Annotated in this window: 16 protein-coding genes; 9 read left to right on the top strand and 7 right to left on the bottom strand. The window is 43.3% G+C overall.

All coding sequences use genetic code 11. The annotated features are described in order from the left end of the window. The 8 genes from Q0541_RS16965 to Q0541_RS16930 all read left to right on the top strand — a co-directional run. A partial coding sequence (locus Q0541_RS16965) for a ShlB/FhaC/HecB family hemolysin secretion/activation protein (RefSeq protein WP_298912294.1) occupies positions 1-1,651 on the top strand: 1,651 nt, incomplete at its 5' end. Between the two features lie 404 nt (positions 1,652-2,055). Continuing rightward, the gene (locus Q0541_RS16960) at positions 2,056-2,217 is read left to right on the top strand and encodes a hypothetical protein (RefSeq protein WP_298912291.1); all 162 of its coding nucleotides are present in this window, start codon (positions 2,056-2,058) and stop codon (positions 2,215-2,217) included. Between the two features lie 678 nt (positions 2,218-2,895). Then, on the top strand, positions 2,896-5,532 hold the full coding sequence (locus tag Q0541_RS16955; protein WP_298912288.1) for an EAL domain-containing protein: 2,637 nt from the start codon (positions 2,896-2,898) through the stop codon (positions 5,530-5,532). 72 nt (positions 5,533-5,604) lie between these two features. Further along, positions 5,605-6,525, top strand: coding sequence for a histone deacetylase (locus tag Q0541_RS16950; RefSeq protein ID WP_298912285.1), 921 nt, complete (start codon positions 5,605-5,607; stop codon positions 6,523-6,525). Between the two features lie 321 nt (positions 6,526-6,846). Continuing rightward, positions 6,847-6,984 carry a hypothetical protein gene (locus Q0541_RS16945; RefSeq protein ID WP_298912282.1) on the top strand — a complete coding sequence of 46 codons (138 nt, stop codon included), beginning with the start codon at positions 6,847-6,849 and terminating at the stop codon, positions 6,982-6,984. A 177-nt stretch (positions 6,985-7,161) separates the two neighbouring features. Beyond that, on the top strand, positions 7,162-7,608 hold the full coding sequence (locus tag Q0541_RS16940) for a tellurite resistance TerB family protein (RefSeq protein ID WP_298912280.1): 447 nt from the start codon (positions 7,162-7,164) through the stop codon (positions 7,606-7,608). Between the two features lie 317 nt (positions 7,609-7,925). Continuing rightward, entirely contained in the window at positions 7,926-9,281 is a 1,356-nt protein-coding gene (gene murF / locus Q0541_RS16935) for a UDP-N-acetylmuramoyl-tripeptide--D-alanyl-D-alanine ligase (protein WP_298912277.1), read from the top strand. Beyond that, positions 9,278-9,808 carry a GNAT family N-acetyltransferase gene (locus tag Q0541_RS16930; protein ID WP_298912274.1) on the top strand — a complete coding sequence of 177 codons (531 nt, stop codon included), beginning with the start codon at positions 9,278-9,280 and terminating at the stop codon, positions 9,806-9,808. The genes murF and Q0541_RS16930 overlap by 4 nt, the downstream gene beginning before the upstream one ends. A gap of 395 nt (positions 9,809-10,203) precedes the next feature. Here the strand turns inward: Q0541_RS16930 and Q0541_RS16925 are convergent, their stop codons facing one another. Together Q0541_RS16925 and Q0541_RS16920 are read right to left on the bottom strand one after the other, a co-directional pair. Then, entirely contained in the window at positions 10,204-10,539 is a 336-nt protein-coding gene (locus Q0541_RS16925) for a hypothetical protein (RefSeq protein ID WP_298912271.1), read from the bottom strand. A gap of 205 nt (positions 10,540-10,744) precedes the next feature. Beyond that, positions 10,745-11,146 carry a fasciclin domain-containing protein gene (locus Q0541_RS16920; RefSeq protein WP_298912267.1) on the bottom strand — a complete coding sequence of 134 codons (402 nt, stop codon included), beginning with the start codon at positions 11,144-11,146 and terminating at the stop codon, positions 10,745-10,747. Between the two features lie 603 nt (positions 11,147-11,749). Between Q0541_RS16920 and Q0541_RS16915 the strand changes: the two genes are divergently transcribed. Further along, entirely contained in the window at positions 11,750-11,956 is a 207-nt protein-coding gene (locus Q0541_RS16915; protein ID WP_298912264.1) for a hypothetical protein, read from the top strand. Between the two features lie 75 nt (positions 11,957-12,031). Here Q0541_RS16915 and trmFO read toward each other — a convergent pair whose 3' ends face one another. The 5 genes from trmFO to Q0541_RS16890 all read right to left on the bottom strand — a co-directional run bounded on the left by trmFO (position 12,032) and on the right by Q0541_RS16890 (position 18,345). Beyond that, on the bottom strand, positions 12,032-13,348 hold the full coding sequence (gene trmFO, locus Q0541_RS16910; RefSeq protein WP_298912261.1) for an FADH(2)-oxidizing methylenetetrahydrofolate--tRNA-(uracil(54)-C(5))-methyltransferase TrmFO: 1,317 nt from the start codon (positions 13,346-13,348) through the stop codon (positions 12,032-12,034). Between the two features lie 624 nt (positions 13,349-13,972). Then, positions 13,973-15,469 carry a heme peroxidase family protein gene (locus Q0541_RS16905; protein WP_298912258.1) on the bottom strand — a complete coding sequence of 499 codons (1,497 nt, stop codon included), beginning with the start codon at positions 15,467-15,469 and terminating at the stop codon, positions 13,973-13,975. A gap of 393 nt (positions 15,470-15,862) precedes the next feature. Beyond that, entirely contained in the window at positions 15,863-16,012 is a 150-nt protein-coding gene (locus Q0541_RS16900; protein ID WP_298912256.1) for a hypothetical protein, read from the bottom strand. A gap of 141 nt (positions 16,013-16,153) precedes the next feature. Then, positions 16,154-16,924, bottom strand: coding sequence for a 3-methyl-2-oxobutanoate hydroxymethyltransferase (panB, locus tag Q0541_RS16895; RefSeq protein WP_298912254.1), 771 nt, complete (start codon positions 16,922-16,924; stop codon positions 16,154-16,156). A gap of 314 nt (positions 16,925-17,238) precedes the next feature. Next, on the bottom strand, positions 17,239-18,345 hold the full coding sequence (locus Q0541_RS16890; RefSeq protein ID WP_298912245.1) for a two-component regulator propeller domain-containing protein: 1,107 nt from the start codon (positions 18,343-18,345) through the stop codon (positions 17,239-17,241). Positions 18,346-18,516 lie beyond the last annotated feature (171 nt).

The following is an 18,516-nucleotide window of genomic DNA, read 5'->3' as shown; positions in this document are numbered from 1 at the left end:
TCCCTTACCGGAACAACCACAGCTACTCCCCCCACCAGCAGAACTATTTCCCCCCTCTGCCCCATCTCCCACTCCTGAGGAACCATTTCCTGGCAACTTTCTTCAAACTATTGTTGTTGAACGGTTTGAAGTTGTTGGTAGTACGGTCTTCAGTCCTGAAGAGTTAGCCCTCGCCACTGCTGAATTTACCAAACAACCCATCTCACAGGCTCAACTGTTTCAAGCCAGTTCTAAAATCACTGATTTATACGTCAACAATGGTTACATTACTTCTGGTGCGTATATTCCACCCCAAACACTCCAATCGCGTGTTGTAAAAATTCAGGTAGTTGGAGGTAAATTAGAAGCACTCAAATCCTATATTGTCAAAATTCAGGTGGTCGAAGGTAAATTAGAAGATATCCAGGTAACTGGGACTCGGCGGTTGAATCCGAATTATGTCCGCAGCCGACTAGCAATAGCGACATCACCGCCTCTTAATCGCCAGCGTTTACTAGAGGCGCTACAACTTTTGCAACTTAATCCTTTGATTCAAAAGGTGTCTGCTGAACTCTCAACAGGATCGCGGGCTGGTACGAGTCTCTTAGAAGTCAAGATCAGCGAGGCAAAAACCCTTAGTAGCCAAATAGTTCTTGATAATGGGCGATCGCCTAGCGTTGGCAGTTTCCGCCGCCGATTACAATTGAACGAAGCCAACTTATTGGGACTTGGAGATTCTCTGGGTATAGCTTACACTAATACCGATGGTAGCAACTCCTTTGACGCCAACTATACATTACCACTCAATCCCAAGAACGGAACCCTCACCTTCAACTATGGCACTACATCGAGTCATGTCATTGAACCTCCTTTCGACTTTTTAGATATCGAATCAACTTCTCCCTATTACGAACTGACATTCCGCCAGCCAATAGTTCAAACTCCCACACAAGAATTCGTCCTTGGATTAACGGCGTCCCGACGCGAAAGTTATATTTCGTCCTTGCTACAGAGATATGGGTTTCCCGGTTCTGTACTTTCGCCTGGAGCGGATGAACAGGGACGCACCAAGATATCTGCGTTGCGATTTTTTCAAGAATGGACGAGTCGTAATAGCCGTGAAGTCATCGCCTTCCGCTCGCAATTTAGCTTGGGTATAGATGTGTTGAATGCCACAATTAACCAAAATGCTCCCGATAGCCGTTTTTTTGCTTGGCAAGGGCAAGCCCAGTGGGTACGCCTTTTAGCTCCTGAAACTTTACTTTTACTTCGTTTAAATACGCAACTCGCATCCAGAGCACTTTTGCCTTTAGAGCAATTTGGCTTAGGTGGGCAGGATAGTATTCGAGGCTACCGTCAAGATTACCTGCTGACAGATAATGGCACTTTTGTTTCTGCTGAAGTTCAAGTACCGATTCTGCGCTTACCCCAGATAAATAGCACATTACAGGTTGTGCCGTTTATAGATTTTGGTGTCGGTTGGAATAGTTCTGGTAGAGAGAATCCCAACCATAATACTTTAGCTGCTGTTGGTCTGGGGTTGCGTTGGTCACAGGGCGATCGCTTCACCGTTCGTCTTGACTGGGGCATTCCTTTAGTGTCTGTTGACTCAAATGATAGAACATTACAAGATAACGGTTTGTATTTCAGTTTACTCTATAATCCTTTTTAAAATTTAGGGGTTCATTCTCCTTCCTTTCGCTACCAGAGGCTGCGCCAACGAGGGTTGACGCCATTGAAGCAACTGGCGTGCGATTTCCAATCGTCAGATATTTTTTTCCAGTGGGATACATCCAATTAATTTAATTTCTGCCTTGCTCTTATCTATTTCACAAAATTCCGTGAAGCAGTACTAAATAGCTAGGCCTAAATAAATTAAAGTTTGTAGTAAGTTAGCGCGGTCTTCTCCCTACAGCCCTTGTCAAGACAGGAGACACTTTTGCGTTCGGGCATCCTACGGCAGGCGCTAGCCTCTGGCAATGTGAGAAGGGGAGACGCTCGCCAACAGTATAGCAACTCTTAGAGACGCTGTTCGCGTGTCGCTTAGGGGACTTCCAATAAATAAATTGTCCAATCTTGTGGGGTGGACATCTTGTCCGCCCTTGGCTACAGGCGATCGTGTCGCCCACCCCACAAGAAGTAATTAAGTATTTTTTTATTTGGAAGTCTCTAGAGCAAGTCTGCGTTCGCCTCTGGTCTGGTAGAGAGCGTCTGGGGGTTTCCCTGATGAGCGACTAACTTTCCCGTTGGGTAAGGACTTTAGTCCTGATAAACGTTGCTATGAGCGAGGAATTGCTCACTACGAAGTAGGATTTTATTGTATGTTTAATTATGCTTACTTATTTGAGTGATTAAAAAATAAAAATCAGATAGTTATTTATATAATTCGGAGTTTCCTCACCACTCAGAATAAAATCCGCAAATATACCATGTGTTCTATTCAGTATTTGATTTGATTCTGGGTATCCTAAGGAAGACAAGGTTGGATGATATAGACGAAGGGACAAAGTTTATAACTTATGTATGAGTGCAGAAAACAGCTAGAACTTCTACTACAAAAACTGATTGAACAATTAGCCATCTCATTCCAGAAAGTCAATCATGAAGAGAAGGGCGGTTTGCACCCTCATACCAATTTTGGGATCACAGACAGTGATAACTTTGATTGAGCAAATTTTCTATAAGTTCAGCTTGAAAGTCTTCAATTTATGGCAATACGCTTGGTGTTAGTGATATTTTGCCCCGGAAGATCCCCCCAAGTGGAGCAAGTGGCTTCCCTCAAAAAGGGGGGGACTTAATTCCCTGCTTTTTAAAGAGGATTAGGGAAGATCAAGCCTTAACCTAAGTGGATTGGAACTCCTGGGAGTAGTATTTTTTAGACTAAGACATAAAGATATGAGAATTTGAGGAATAGCCATGCTAGGAAATGAGCGGGAAAAAATACGCCATATGTTGGTCATCCAAGACCTGCAAGGGCAGCGAACTGTCGTTTTGCAAGAGGCTACTTATTCTTTGGGGCGGCATCCCGCAAACACTATTGTCTTGGCTTCCCGGTCAGTATCAATGCAACATGCAATTTTATTGCGAGTAACTGTTCCACAGACTGACCAATACGGCTTCCAGATTATTGATGGCAACTACAAGGGGAAAGGAAGTACTAATGGCTTATTTGTGAATGGTACTAAATGCTTCTCTCATAATCTCAGAAGCGGAGATGTCATTGCCTTTGGCGGTAATCAAGCTCAAGCAAAATATTATGCTATTTCCAACCTCTCAGAACAAGCATTCTCTGAATCTTGTGATGTTGAAGACTTATCTGGTTTCCTATCACAGCAAGCCAGTCCTGCCAATCCTTTTCAAACCCTAGCGATCGATCCCACCTTTGAAGCAGCTAGTGAGTCCGCCCTAGCTCGCCTAGCATCCTTCCCTGAACTCATCCCCAATCCAATTATTGAGATGGATTTCGAGGGAACAGTGACTTATCTCAATCCAGCCGCAGCTCTCAAGTTTCCCAAACTTAGAGAAGTTGGGACACAACACCCTATTTTAACAGGACTCCTGGGTGCAGTTAACAATCTAGAAAAAAATTCTTTTGTGCGGGAGGTGGAAGTAGGTGCAGAAGTTTTTGAACAATCCGTTCTCTACCTTCCTGAAAGTGATTTAATTAGAACTTTTATTGTTAGGGATATTACAGAGCAAAAGCAAGCCACAGCCGAACTGCGCCAGCGCGATCGCTTGCTACAGGCAGTTGCAGAAGCAGCTAATTATTTACTAGGGGAAATGAATTTTGAAACTGGTATTGATCGAGCTCTAGCTGTATTGGGCGAAGCTGCCAAGGCAGATCGTGCCTATCTCTTTCAGAACCATCCCCATCCTGCTACAGGGGAAATAGCAGTCAGCCTACGGTTTGAATGGACGCACTCCTTTATTGAACCTACCCACCACCATTGGCAGAATCAGCCTTATCAAGCTTCTGGATTAGCCCGTTGGTATACTGTTCTCTCTCGCGGCGAGTCGATTAGCGGACTCACCCAAAAATTTCCGGTCGCCGAACAAGAATTCCTGATTAGAGATGGCATTCAATCGCTTATCCTGGTGCCTCTCCGGTTGGAGAACGAATTATGGGGTTACCTTGGCTTGGCAGACTGCACCTTTGAGCGGCATTGGTCAAGGCATGAAGAATCTACCCTTTTGACAATGGCCGCCAGTATCATTAGTACGCAGCAGCGTCAGCAAGTAGAAGAAAAGATTCGCTATCAAGCCCTTCATGACCTGCTGACAGGGTTGCCTAATCGCCTACTATTTAATGAGATGCTCGGTAAAACTCTGCCAAACGCCACTCGGAATGGCGAAAGTTTAGCTGTGATCTTCCTCGACCTGGATCGCTTCAAGGTCATTAATGATACTTTAGGACACACTTTGGGAGATCAATTGTTACAAAGTGTCACTCAAAGATTAAAAGACTTACTCAGAGGCGGAGACACCATAGCCCGTTGGGGAGGTGATGAGTTCACTATCTTACTCCCCCGAGTCAATGATATTGAAGAGGTAAAGCAGGTGGCGCAGAGAATCTTACAAGCCTTAGAGGATGCTTTCCATCTTCAAGGGCATGAACTTTACGTGACTGCCAGCCTCGGTATTGCGTTGCTTGATAACAACAGTCCTGATGCCGAAACACTAATTCAGCACGCGGATGCGGCTTTATACTACGCCAAGGACAAAGGGCGGAATAACTACCAATTCTACAGTGTTTCCCTGAGCGCTAAAAATCCTGAACTCCTGACTTTAGAAAAGAGCTTGCGCTATGCCCTAGAACGCAAAGAATTTACGGTGTACTATCAGCCTCGTGTGAATATTGCCACAGAAGAAATTACTGGTATGGAGGCTTTGTTGCGTTGGCAGCACCCAGAGATGGGGTTGGTTGCACCCAGTGTCTTTATTCCCCTTGCCGAAGAAAGTGGATTAATTGTCCCCATTGGCGAATGGGTGCTGCGGACAGCCTGTAGCCAAAATAAAACCTGGCAAGATGCAGGATTGCCACCCATGACGATCGCTGTCAATCTTTCTCTTAAACAGTTCTGCCAACCCAAATTGGTGGAGACTATAGCCGAGGTTTTAGAACAAACGGGGCTGGAGCCGCGCTTTTTAGAATTAGAAATTACCGAAACTACAGCTATTGAAAATTTAAGTTTTACCAGAAAGGTGTTACAAAATCTACAGCAGATGGGTGTTTACATCTCTATAGATGACTTTGGTATAGGTCATTCCTCGCTCTCGCGCCTACAGCTTTTGCCACTCCACAATCTGAAAATAGATAAATCTTTTATTCAAGATTTGACACAGGATGTCAAAGTAGCTCATATTATCAAAGCCATAGTTAGCTTGGGACACAGCTTGGGATTGAAGTTGACAGCCGAAGGGGTAGAAAAAGAAGAGGAACTGGAGTTCTTGAAATCTATCAACTGTGAGGAGGTACAGGGCTTTTTACTCTACCGGCCGCTTTCTGCAAAGATTGCAACAGAAATCCTCGAAAGTAAACGACCAATGCTCTAGCACAAGAAAAACTGTTTGTACCAGTGAGGATACAATAGCATTCATTGCCCTGCTGCCAACCTTTTTCGTCTTATGCTGCCAGTCATCTATTCCGACGAATTTTTAGATCACAAGACTGGAAAATACCATCCCGAAAGACCAGAACGTTTAAGTGCGATCGCTACTGCCCTAAAAGCAGCTACCTTTGCAGATAAAATTGACTGGCGATCGCCTACACCAGCATCAGAACAGCCATCACTGATGTCTTCGTTGGTTAAAGCGCATAGCCCAGCCTATATCAAAAAACTTTGGCAAATCGCCTCTAGTGGCGGCGGCCCTTTGGATGGAGATACGCCAGTTTCCCCTCGCAGTTATGATGTAGCATTGTTGGCAGTCAGTGCCTGGTTGGATGGAGTTGAGGCGGTGTTAGGGTCGGCTAATCCGGCTTTTGTACTAGCGCGTCCCCCAGGACACCATGCAGAAAGTGATGCGGGAATGGGCTTTTGCCTATTTTCTAATGCAGCGATCGCAGCTTTATTTGCCCTAGAACAACCTGGAATTAACCGCGTCGCCATCCTCGATTGGGATGTGCATCACGGTAATGGTACTCAGGCGATCGTCGAAACCCAAGCACGCATCGCCTACTGTTCCCTACATCAGTACCCATGCTATCCCGGTACTGGAAGATCGACAGAACGCGGCTTTCATAATAATGTCTTAAATTTACCTGTACGCCCTGGTAGTGATATTGCAGTATATCAGCCACTATTTGAAACACAGGTTGTACCGTTTTTAGCTAACTTTCAGGCGGATTTACTGATTGTGAGTGCTGGTTACGATGGCAATGCCGCAGATCCTTTGGCAAGTATCAATTTGCAGCCAGAAGACTACGCTTTATTTACTGATTATTGTCTAGGGTTAACTCGTAAAATTCTGTTTGGCTTAGAAGGTGGTTACGACTTTGATACTCTTTCTCAATCAGTTGTAGCGACGATTGAACGCTGTTTACTTTAAGCTTTCCTTGTTTACCTCATTGCCGGACAAAAGTTTACAGAAATGATGCACGCAAAGATTTCTTCACCTGGGAACTGGGCAGAAGGGGTGCAGAGAGGAAATTGCAGTAAGTCTTTCTTCTCTGTCCAATGCCCAAGGCCCAATGCCCAATGCCCTTTTTTGTAAACTTCATCGAATCTTCAGAAAGAAAAGTTTGAGTTGGTTCAGAAAGAGCTAAAGTTTTGTTAAGATGCAATTGCTAGCAGTTTCTCAGCGAAATTCACCTATCGGGGTGTGGAGAAATAAAAAGTACTAGCAGCACAAAGTTCAAAAGGTGAAGCAATGACCACCTACATTTTTTTCGATGAAGCCCTACGGATGCTGATAAATGCCTATTTGATATCAGTAGTACTGTTAATAGCAGCTTCTGGTATAGGTTTGGCAATAATTGAAACAATAGAAAAGACAGGAGAACCTTAAGTTTACAGATGGCAGTGTAGTTCTTGCTAAAAACCATTGGGTGCAAGTGTTCGCCGTGAATAAATCTTGGGAACACTAAAGCATGAAAGTCTCACAGCGTTGCAGTCTTACCTGGAAATCCACCAAACACACAGGTAACTGTAGCGCTATTGGGACTCTAACCAAGGAGTTACTACAATGGGTCTATTCGACGCTGTGTTGGGTACAGAAAGCCAAATCCAAACAGCACTCAATCCTGAAGAAGCTTTTGCTGTCATTATCTTGGTGGCAACAGCCTCAGACGGTTACCTTTCTGTTGAGCAAGCAAATTCTATCACTTCTGTGCTGTCCCGGACGAAACTTTTTAAAAGTTATCCCCATGAGATGATGAACAGGCTGTTTGACAAAATCTTGGGCATTCTCCAGGGTGATGATTTTAATACTTTATTTGATGCAGCAAAAAATTCTCTATCTCTTGACTTGCGGGAAGCAGCCTTTGCAGTAGCCACCGATTTAGTTTTAGCTGAAGGTATTGTCGCTGAAGAAGAAAAATACTTTTTAAATGATCTATATCAAGCTTTAGGTGTTTCTAGTGAGATAGCAATCAAAATTGTGCAAGTAATCTTGATTAAAAACCGGGGATAGGACGATAAAATATATGCTTAATTAAACTATATAAATAGCTTATAAACAAAGTGTGCCAAAGGAGTTAAGCTTCTTTGGCACTATTTTTGGTGTTATTGTGACCAAAGAGGGTAAAAAAGGTAAAGCAAGAAGAAAGAAATCACTTTTCCCTACACGTTAGAGAACAAGTATTTTTAAATATGGGGTTCCCTTTCCTCATCTTTTTCATTAAGCTTAGATTCGCGACTTTTCCCTTGAAGTCGCAAATCTTGTTGTTTAATACAGTATTATGTCATAATTCGATTTTATAATTTTGAACTTTAAATTGTAAATTACTTATGCATTGTTCTGCCACCCTAACCCAACTGGTTGAAGTTCTTTTGGCCAGTCCGATAAACTTATCTGAAACTGCTTTAACACAAGTAAGTAGCGGTATCCAAACAGATAGCCGTACCCTGAAACCGAGTGAAGTATTTTTAGCTTTGCGAGGCGATAAGTTTGATGGACATGAATTTGTGGCAACCGCGATCGCAAAAGGTGCAATAGCTGCAATTGTAGATTTTGAATACGAAAATCCTGGCTTTCCTATATTACAGGTAAAAGACACCCTCAAGGCATATCAGAAAATTGGCAGATGGTGGCGCGATCACTTTAACATTCCAGTGATTGGCGTAACAGGTTCCGTGGGCAAAACTACAACCAAGGAACTGATCGCCGCAGTTTTAGGAACAAAGGGACGAGTTCACAAAACTTATGAAAATTACAACAACGAAATCGGTGTTCCGAAAACTCTCCTAGAACTTGGCACAGAATATGACTACGCCGTAATCGAAATGGCGATGCGCGGTAGGGGACAAATTGCCGAACTGACGCAAATAGCGCATCCAACAATTGGAGTGATTACTAATGTCGGGACGGCGCATATAGAGTTACTGGGTTCCGAAGAAGCGATCGCTCAGGCAAAATGTGAATTATTAGCCGAAATGTCTGCTGATAGTGTGGCAATTCTCAACCACGACAATCCCCTATTAATGGCCACAGCGGCGAAAGTTTGGCACGGACAAGTTTTGACTTACGGCTTTTCTGGTGGGGATATCCAAGGGCAGTTAATTGATCACCAAACTGTGAAAGTTGCAGGAATCCAACTACCTCTGCCGTTGCCTGGGCGTCACAATGCGACTAATTTTTTGGCAGCTTTAGCGGTGGCAAAAGTGTTGGGGATCGATTGGGCAAGCCTGAAAGCAGGTGTGGTGGTAGATATGCCCACAGGGCGATCGCAGCAGTTTGCCTTACCCAACGATGTGGTAATCTTAGATGAAACTTATAATGCTGCACCAGAAGCTATGATAGCAGCATTGCAATTATTGGCAGACACACCCGGAAAGCGAAAGATTGCCGTATTGGGTGCAATGAAAGAATTGGGAGAGCGATCGCAGCAGTTGCACCAGCGAGTGGGAGAAACAGTGCGAAAATTGAATCTAGACGGCTTGTTGATTTTGGTAGATGGACAAGATGCTGAAGCGATCGCCCTTAGTGCTGAAGGTATCCCATCAGAGTGCTTTGCAACTCATGCTGATTTGGTAGCTAGATTGAAGACATTTGTGCAAGCAGGCGATCGTTTATTGTTCAAAGCCGCCCATTCCGTGGGACTAGATCAGGTAGTCAATCAGTTACGTGCAGAATTTCCCAAATGATACCGCTAGAAACCCAACGTCTCATACTGCGAGACTTTGTGGAATCAGATTGGCAAGCGGTTCATAAATACGCCAGCGATCATGAAGTTGTGCGTTATTTGACCTTTGGCCCTAATAGCGAAGAAGATACCAAGAATTTTTTGCAAAAAGAGATTTCATTGCAAGGCGAAGAACCCCGTCAGCATTTTGGCTTGGCGGTGACTTTAAAAGCCCAAAAGCAATTAATTGGTATCTGTCGCATTTCTACTCTAGATACTGGCAACAAAATAGGCTCTATTGGATACTGTTTTAGTAAAGAATTTTGGGGACAAGGATATGCGACTGAAGCTGTAAAAGCAGTTGTATCATTTGGTTTTCAGGAGTTAGGCTTACATCGCATCTTTGCCACTTGTCGCCCAGAAAACATTGCCTCAGCACGAGTTTTGCAAAAAATTGGAATGCAGCAGGAAGGATATTTGCGAGAACACCATTGGATTAAGGGAGAATGGCGAGACTCTTGGCTATATGCGCTCCTTGAGCATGAATGAAGAAGCGTCAGCCCCTTTTCTACGGGACGCTGCGCGAACGGGGAAGTCAAAAGTCAAAAGTCAAAAGTCAAAAGTATTATGGAATAAGCTCTTTAGGGATTTTAAATGGTTGTTCTATTTCCGCCGTGCTGTACTAGTTGCACCAGCAAGTTGGAGAAATAGTGCGTAGACGCGTAGGGGTAAGGGGGTCGCAGTTTTGTCTACGAGACGCTTTGCGTTCGTGTAGCGTTCCGTTGGCGCAGCCTCTCGTAGAGAAGGGCTTGTCGTTAGACATCGCTCGGATGTGTAAGGGACTGACAAAAAATAAATTATCCAAAATTATTTGTACATTTGTGGGGGCACAAGGCCTTGTGCCCCTACGATAGGATGTTTTTTTAACTGGAAGTCCCTAAATTTCAGGCGTTGTTGGAAAGACTAGGGCTATTACCGTAGCGTCTTTGAAAAAGAATTGCTGCCAAATTAGTCACCAAACAAGTAATTGCTAGCCACAGCAAGATATAAGTAGGAGCCATCACTACCCCAATCATGAACCAAGTATATACGTGCAATATCATCACGGAAGCGAAAAAGCTGGCAATTCCAGCAGATTGCCACACTTGATATGATGGGCGACGTAACGCTACCAAGCTCATCGTTAAAATTGTGACAAGCAAGTTCGCTGGTACGAGAAATGCACAAATACTTACGCAGTTGCCACGAGAGAATTCAAGTAAGGTGTTAAAATCGAGCATTAATTTGTTGGGATAGACGTTAGCTTTTTAAGAATTTAATTTATTCTATTTTAAAATAACTAAATCTAAATTTATATATGAGTGAGTAATCACATTGCAAATATAACATAAGTTAAACTATTTAGTTGCATTTTGATACTACCAATAGTTAGTTAATTATAAAGATTTTGGATAAGTAGGGTGGAAAACACCCACCCTAGCTGAATTAACCCGGTAAAATCACTGTATCGATAACGTGTACCACACCATTATCAGCTTCGATATCTGCTGCTAAAACTGTGGCATTTTTAACTTCAAAACCATCAGAAGAATCAATTTTAATGGGTGAACCTTCCACAGAATTAACCGTACCGAGTTGTGCCAAATCAGCCTGTAGCAGCTTTCCTGGAACGACATGATACTTTAAAATCCGTGTTAGCTGGGGAATATTCTGTAACAGAGTTTGGATAGTTCCCGGTGGTAACTTGGCAAAAGCATCGTCATTTGGTGCAAAGACGGTGAACGGCCCAGGACTTTTTAATATTTCTACTAAACCAGCAGCTTGTACAGCCGCCACCAGTGTTTTAAAAGACTCAGCCGTAACTGCGATATCAACAATATCAGCCATATATCTGACCTAAATTTCTGCAAAAGATTTTAATGGAGAATAAACCTATTTTAAGTTTTATTAAACAAAATAAATTTAAAACCAGATGTTAAATAAACTACAGGTAAATGTGTACTTTTCGTCAGACATCTCCGAAACAGTTCTGAGTGCTGAGTAATATCATATCCGGCTAATCAATCTGAAAAAAATGTTCGTAGTTAGGACTTCAGTCCTGATTTTGTTCGCCTCTAGTCTTGCAAAGAAGACTAAAGTCTTCACTACAAACCAAAGTTTTTATCGTAAATCAAAGGGTTTAAGACCCCTATGTCTACAGGTAGCGCGGAGGCAAAGCCACTCCACCTCCGCTCGTTTTCAGTATTATATAATTTGCTGGTGAGGTTATTTATGGACTGATTACCGGAATTCACTCACAACGAATCGCACTTGAGTTGTGGTTGTGAGAGACAATAACTCTACTACCTCAGCCCTATCTCTTCATACTCTTTTTTTGGCGAAGGTATGGTTATCAAAAATTTTACTAAAGGCACCAATAAATACTTGTCCAGGCACAAATGGCTTTACAGATGCCTAATTGCTACATGTACTATAAGTCTGATCTTTACGGTGCCGCAACTCGTTGCACAACCACCGCAAAGATTTGTTACTGTTACTTTTGATGATTTACCTGTGATTACAGACCGTGATGGTGATGCTGTAAAGCTCGATACTACAAATAAGCTACTTGCAAGCATCACTAAAAACAAATCAGTTGATTTTTCTGTTCTGGCTCATACTTGCGATCGCGTCACTCAAATCCCTATCTCTAATTGAGTTTCAGATGATTTATAAGAGATGCAAATATTACATTTTGCGAGATTTTTGATCATGATATGTGCCCAATGCCGATTAATTATGATTTGCTTTCCAGTTTGCTAGATCAGTTAAAGAGCGATCGCGGTAACGTCCATAACGCTCTTGTTTACTTTTGATTTTCGCACCCAGTTCGGGAAAAATTCCAAAGTTGGGCGGCATTGGTTGGAAATGCTTCGGCGAAGCGGAACTAATAAATTCCAATAACGCACCCATCATTGTTGTTGGTGGTAAAACTAAAGGTTCTTTACCCAAAGCTAGCCGCGCTGCATTAATTCCCGCCAAGCAGCCACCCGCAGCCGCTGCGGTGTAGCCTTCAGTACCAATCAACTGTCCAGCAGCTAATAATGTCGGGCGCTCTTTAAATTGCAGAGTCGGATGCATTAGCTGAGGAGCATTAATAAAAGTATTGCGGTGCATCACTCCCAACCGCACAAACTCCGCCTTTTCCAAACTTGGAATTAGCTGAAATATTCGCTTTTGCTCACCCCAACGCAAATTAGTTTGGAATCCTACCATATTCCACAGTTGACCGGCTTTATCTTCTTGTCGCAACTGCACCACAGCATAAGGACGTTCTTCTGTGCGAATATCTGACAATCCCACTGGCTTTAGGGGGCCGTAGCGCATGGTATCTTCCCCCCGCTGTGCTAGTTCTTCAATGGGTAAACAAGCTTCAAAAAATTTCGCCGTTTCCCGTTCAAAACCTTTGAGTTCTATTTGTTCAGCTTTACAAAGTTCTTCTCGAAACTGCAAGTACTGCTCTTTATTCATTGGGCAGTTGAGATAAGCGGCTTCACCTTTGTCATAACGTGATGCCATAAAAGCAACGTCACGGTTAATCGATTCTCCTACAATAATCGGACTAGCCGCATCGAAAAAGCTGAGATATTCCATCCCGGTAAAGCGGTGCAAATCTTGGGCTAAGTCGGGACTGGTTAAAGGCCCAGTTGCCAAAACCACAATTCCTTCTGGAATCGCAGACACTTCACCCCGACGAAATTCAATTAAAGGATGGCTAGCTAAAGTTTGGGTCAAGTCTTGGCCAAATTGTCCTCTATCGACGGCTAGCGCCCCACCTGCCGGAACGGCGTGTTCATCAGCTTTAGAAATGACGATAGAGCCAAGTTGGCGTAACTCTTCGTGCAATAATCCAGCCGCGCGATCGCTTGCCATTGCCCCAAAGGAATTACTACATACTAATTCTGCCAGATGTTCTGTATGATGAGCAGGGCTGAAGCGTTTTGGACGCATTTCATGGAGAATTACTGGTACTCCAGCTTGGGCTATTTGCCAAGCTGCTTCAGTTCCAGCTAGTCCACCTCCAATTACTGATATCGGTTGTTGTTCCATAGTTAAGTTTTAAATTCCCAACTTCAATTCACCCATTGATAGTGCGGCGATAGAAGCTCAAGTGCAACGAATCGAATCCTCGCTGAACAATATTACCAAAATCAACACTAGTCTAACCAATATGGAAAAAAATACTGAGGGGATTCGGCTAAAGCGTTGAGAAACGAAATTCAGAGTTCTTTAGAGGCAATCACTGAGGCTATCAGTAAAAGCAACCCGCAGGCATAATTAAGTTGGTATAGAAGCTGGTATAGACAAATACGATTGTGGGGGAAGAAGCGATCGCTTCTTCCCCAAACATGAAAATTTGTAAACAGGACGTAGAAATCTAACCCACAGAGCGACAAAGCTCTCCATCCCAGCATTAAAGCATTGGGTGGAGTTTTCCCAATTTGGGAATTAACTATGCTTTCTATTTTCTATGGAGGCTGAGTATCTTGTAACCACTATTCCGTACTTCAATATGTAATATATCGATATTCAAGAATATTTTCTAATAATGGTCAATCATTAAGTATTAATACTGGCAATGATTGAGGATTTGTAATCGCTATTTAACCACCATTAGCCAGTTGTTAGAAATATTCATGTATTACACGATGAAGTGCGGAATGTGGGGTATAGTTACGATTCTTGTTTTACATCGCCAATAGGATTAATTTCTCCAACAAATTTCAACAAATCCACGATGGTAAATGTACCAGGGTTTTCGGCAGGCAATGTTGGTCTCCAATCTGGGTCAGTCGCCAAAAATGAGTTGCTGTCTTCTTCTAGTAAGCCAACAAAAACTTCAGCCAGAATCCGGCTTCCTACCTGACCCAGACGTTGGCCTTGATTCTGAATTTGGGCTTCTTTAAGAATGTAGTACCACAACGGTGTCTCAATATCAAACTTATGCTTGGCTGCAACTTCTCCATCAGGGCCAGTGGAGATTTCATCCCTAGTCAAAGGTTTTAATTTCAGGAACCGAGCTACTCTTTGACCGGATGGCAAGCCAACACTCCGACCGCGAAATAAATTTCTTACAGCCAGTGATTTTGGCTCTGGAACATTGGGCAAATCCTTTAAAGGTTCAACAAGAAAAGGATCTATGTTGCGGCTGTGATTAACTTGCACATCAGGGTCAATCTCAAAAAATCTTCTCCAGTCAATAACCCAATCACTGGGAATCGGAATATTAAAAGGGTCGTCTAACTTCCCTGATTTGGCAGTGAAAGCAAACAAAAGTTGCAGAGTCGCGGGTGTTTTTCCACCAGGAAGAGGAGTAAAAACACGGTTGTAGTCATAAACTGCACGCACCATACTATGACCAAGACGATAGGCAGCTACAGAAAACTCTACAGGAATAAATGGCTGCTGATCCTCTTTCAATATAAAAAAGCGTCTGCCCTCTTTAAGCACTAATTCTAGCTGTTCCTTGTCAATAATGCGAGTCAAGAAGTCATGAATTACTATCCATTGATAGTGCCAAATTACTAATTCTCTGGCCTTTTCAAAATCCGACTTATCTATGGACTTTGATGATTCAATGGTTTTATTCTTGATACCTGTAACTACTTTGTTGTGAAATTTCAGAAAAGCCAGGTGAAGCTGTGCAACGATTAAGTTTTCATCGTTGCGCGGATCTCCAAGTAGTCCCAGACCACTAGAAGCGCGAGGAAGATCGTTGGGCAATTCTGGGGGAACAGTGGGATCTCCTACTCCAGGGTCTTTATTAGTTGTGCCAATTAAAAACAAATCCTGGTCAGGAAGTTGGTATAGATACGGTTGTACATCAGGCCCAGAACCATAAATACTATCAAGATCAAGTGCTGGTGTTCGGAAGTTTGTCACAGCCAATGGATCGACAATGATCTCTTTAAGAGTAGTGGTGTCTAAGGTAATATCATGATCGATAAATTGACCGAAATAGGTAAAGCCTGCGGGGATGCTTAGATTGTCTCCCTCCGGTGTATTCGGACTAGGATCGCTTAATGCATTGCCCAGTTCTTTTAAACTTTCCTCAGATGGAATAAAAGGACGAAGTTTTGGAAACAATCTGCCGAACTTACCTGTTTGGGCAAATTCACTTAGTGGTTGATGTTCACCTTTACGAGGAGTGAATCCATGCTGTCTAGTCATACAAGCTCCTTTGGCTCAAAAATTATTTTCTTGCTTCAAGAATACTTGCATTTTAGTATGGAAAAATAAGTTCTAATATTACCCTTAGGGGTACTATTTCTCTTCTCATCTGCTAGTAAAAACAGAGTGTAAATGTCGAGTTCACATAAAGCCCGTGGATGGCTTGGTAGTTACTCTGATTGCTAATTTACTCCCTTTAACTGATCAAATTTAGAAATTCAGATTGCAGGCTGGACTGCCTTAATGCCACTAATTATTTTATTTGTAGTTAACCCGCAACTGCGGTTACTAGTTCATAATGGTTATAGAAATTAGGGAATAGGGTAAGAGTTTTTCCCAATCTCTAGTACAGTACGGCATAAATAAGCCACCCATTCCAAATCAACGAAACGCTTACGCTGTATTCATTTTGACTTTTGACTTTTGAACGCCAGTTGCTTCTCCCTTGGCGTTAGCCTCTCCCTTTGGGAGAAGGGGAGACGCTGCGCGTAGCAAGATCCCCGTAGGGGTACAAGTCGGCAGAGCCGGACGCCAGTCGCTCATGGGGGAAACCCCCTACAGCCCTTCGGGCATCCTACGGCAGGCGCTAGCCTCTCCCTTTGGGAGAAGACCGCGCTGGCTTCCCAACGCACTGGCTCCTTTTGACTTCCGCCTTGCGGTACTAGTCCCCAGTCACTTCATTTATTATGGAAATTTCCGATCGCGCACTTCTACAGCATAATCTTGCACGGCTTTGGTAATCGTCTCGCGCAAATTTGTGTAAACCTTGGCAAAGGGTGGCTGCTTCTCTGTAAGCCCGACTACATCTGAGGTAACTAAAACTTGTCCATCGCAGTGAGGCCCTGCACCGATACCAATTGTCGGAATGCTCAGTTTTTGTGTAATCTGCATTGCTAAATCTGCGGGAATATGCTCTAACACTAGAGAAAATACACCAGCTTGTTCGAGAGCGATCGCTTCAAGTAAAATCCTCTCACTCGCTTCTTGCGTTTTCCCTTGTTGTCGCAAACCAAGTTGATGTACTGATTGCGGTGTCAAACCTACATGACCCATTACCGGAATTCCAGCTTCTACCAAACGAGCAATAGTTTCTGCGATCGCGGGATAGCCACCTTCCAATTTTACCGCTTGAGCGCCTGTTTCCTTCAGTACCCGCCCAGCTGAGTGCATCGCTTGCTGAAGACTTTCTTGATACGTCAAAAATGGTAAATCTACAACCACTAATGCGCGTTTAACTCCTCGACGCACAGATTTGGCGTGGTATATCATCTCATCCAAAGTTATCGGCAGTGTTGTTTCATACCCTAGAACTACTGCCATAGAGTCACCCACGAGGATTAAGTCTACACCAGCTGCGTCGAGGAGTTGAGCGATCGCATAATCCCAGGCGGTCAATGCCACAATTGAACGTCCCTGTTGTTTCCATTGAATTAATTGCTGGGTAGTGATTGCCATTGCCAATTTTAGATTTTAGATTTTGGATTGGAGATTAGGTATTGGTTATTAAGTATTGGGTATTAGGAATAAATTTTCCTAGTCCCCAGTCCCTGCCAATTTTAGATTTTGGATTTTGGATTTTGGATTGGGGATTAGGTATTGGTTATTAACTATTGAGTATTAAGAATAAATTTTTCTAGTCCCTAGTCCCTGCCAATTTTAGATTTTGGATTTTGGATTTTGGATTGGGGATTAGGTATTGGTTATTAAGTATTGGGTATTAGGAATTAAATTTCCCTAGTCCCCAGTCCCTAGTCCCTAGTCCCTAGTCCCTACTTAACGGCGCGACTGAAAGCAATATGGGGTTTTGCACTACTCGTTTTGGGCATTAACCAAGCTAGACCTTCACTAGTGCCAATCCATAATTTATTAGCGATGTCAGGTGCAAGGGCAAGAACCCGACTAGAAGGGAGTCCAGCAACTTCTGGGTCTAACACAGCTCCTGTATTTGGATTTAATCGTAACAAACCATTGTTAGTCCCGACCCAAACACTACCATCTTTAGCAAAACGTACTGCTGTCACGTTACGCCCACGTAGGCGAGTCACAGACCGCAACACTGCACCAGTTTTTGGGTTAATAACTAGCAAATTATTCGGCATTCCCGCCCAAATTAATCCTTCTGGACTAATAGCTAAGGCTTGTACAGTCGTCCCTGGTAAATCGGCTATCCGCTTCATAATCGCTGCACTAGCAGTATTTACCCGCACTAATCCATCAAGAGTGCCAACCCACAGTTGACCTTCAGCATCTAAAGTCAAGGTGTTGGCGCTGACACCAGGCAGATTTTTTAATGTTGTCATAATCAAGCCTTGGTCGGGACTAATTAGGGCTAAACCACTATCGGTTCCAGTCCACAAATAACCCCGCTTGTCAAGTAACAGTGACAACACCCGTTTAGAAGGCAAAAATAAATTCTGCGCGGTGATTTCGTTAGTGTGGGAATCTACTCGGATTAGTCCCTCATAACTTCCCACCCACAAGCGTCCAACTTTGTCTTGGGCTAAAGCACCAATGGTAACATTCGGTAAACTAACACGAGAAACAATCTTGCCGGTTCTAGGATCAATCCGCGATAGTCCCCGCCAAGAACCTATCCAAAGATTGCCCGTAAAATCTTCTAGTAAGTTGCCGACACGATAATCAGTTTCTAGCGAATGTTCTTGTACTCCCCGCTCATCGGGTAAGGGTTTTACTCGCGGTGGCGGTGCAGAAGGTGGGTAAACTGGGGTTAAATCAGATGAATTAATATCAGGGGTTTTTTGTGCCCATCCGATACTTGGCACAGCTATCAACCCCAGCAAGATAGAAGTAATTAATAAACTAGCACGCTTGTAAAACAATACCACGGTGACATTTCCTTTGGAGACAGTACCCATAGCTGTTACCTAAACTGGCTTTGGGTTAATTCCAGTGTTCCCCTAGCTGGGATTTTTTAAACGTCATCTGGAATTTTTCTCAAATTTAATCGGCATCGGGCATTGGCGAAAGAATTCTTATAACTCCTAACTCCTAACTCCCCACTCCTAACTCCCCACTCCCCACTCCCC

This window comes from uncultured Nostoc sp. (assembly GCF_937863485.1).
Lineage (GTDB): Bacteria > Cyanobacteriota > Cyanobacteriia > Cyanobacteriales > Nostocaceae > Nostoc.
The sequence above is the reverse complement of the archived record's forward strand: the minus strand, read 5'-3'. Positions and strand labels throughout refer to the sequence as shown.

Excerpts from the sequence above, each read along its gene's own strand:
- Q0541_RS16955 (WP_298912288.1), top strand. The coding sequence starts at position 2,896 with ATGCTAGGAAATGAGCGGGAAAAAATACGCCATATGTTGGTCATCCAA.
- Q0541_RS16950 (WP_298912285.1), top strand. The coding sequence starts at position 5,605 with ATGCTGCCAGTCATCTATTCCGACGAATTTTTAGATCACAAGACTGGA.
- Q0541_RS16945 (WP_298912282.1), top strand. The coding sequence starts at position 6,847 with ATGACCACCTACATTTTTTTCGATGAAGCCCTACGGATGCTGATAAAT.
- Q0541_RS16940 (WP_298912280.1), top strand. The coding sequence starts at position 7,162 with ATGGGTCTATTCGACGCTGTGTTGGGTACAGAAAGCCAAATCCAAACA.
- murF (WP_298912277.1), top strand. The coding sequence starts at position 7,926 with ATGCATTGTTCTGCCACCCTAACCCAACTGGTTGAAGTTCTTTTGGCC.
- Q0541_RS16930 (WP_298912274.1), top strand. The coding sequence starts at position 9,278 with ATGATACCGCTAGAAACCCAACGTCTCATACTGCGAGACTTTGTGGAA.
- Q0541_RS16925 (WP_298912271.1), bottom strand. The coding sequence starts at position 10,539 with ATGCTCGATTTTAACACCTTACTTGAATTCTCTCGTGGCAACTGCGTA.
- Q0541_RS16920 (WP_298912267.1), bottom strand. The coding sequence starts at position 11,146 with ATGGCTGATATTGTTGATATCGCAGTTACGGCTGAGTCTTTTAAAACA.
- trmFO (WP_298912261.1), bottom strand. The coding sequence starts at position 13,348 with ATGGAACAACAACCGATATCAGTAATTGGAGGTGGACTAGCTGGAACT.
- Q0541_RS16905 (WP_298912258.1), bottom strand. The coding sequence starts at position 15,469 with ATGACTAGACAGCATGGATTCACTCCTCGTAAAGGTGAACATCAACCA.
- Q0541_RS16900 (WP_298912256.1), bottom strand. The coding sequence starts at position 16,012 with ATGAGCGACTGGCGTCCGGCTCTGCCGACTTGTACCCCTACGGGGATC.
- panB (WP_298912254.1), bottom strand. The coding sequence starts at position 16,924 with ATGGCAATCACTACCCAGCAATTAATTCAATGGAAACAACAGGGACGT.
- Q0541_RS16890 (WP_298912245.1), bottom strand. The coding sequence starts at position 18,345 with ATGGGTACTGTCTCCAAAGGAAATGTCACCGTGGTATTGTTTTACAAG.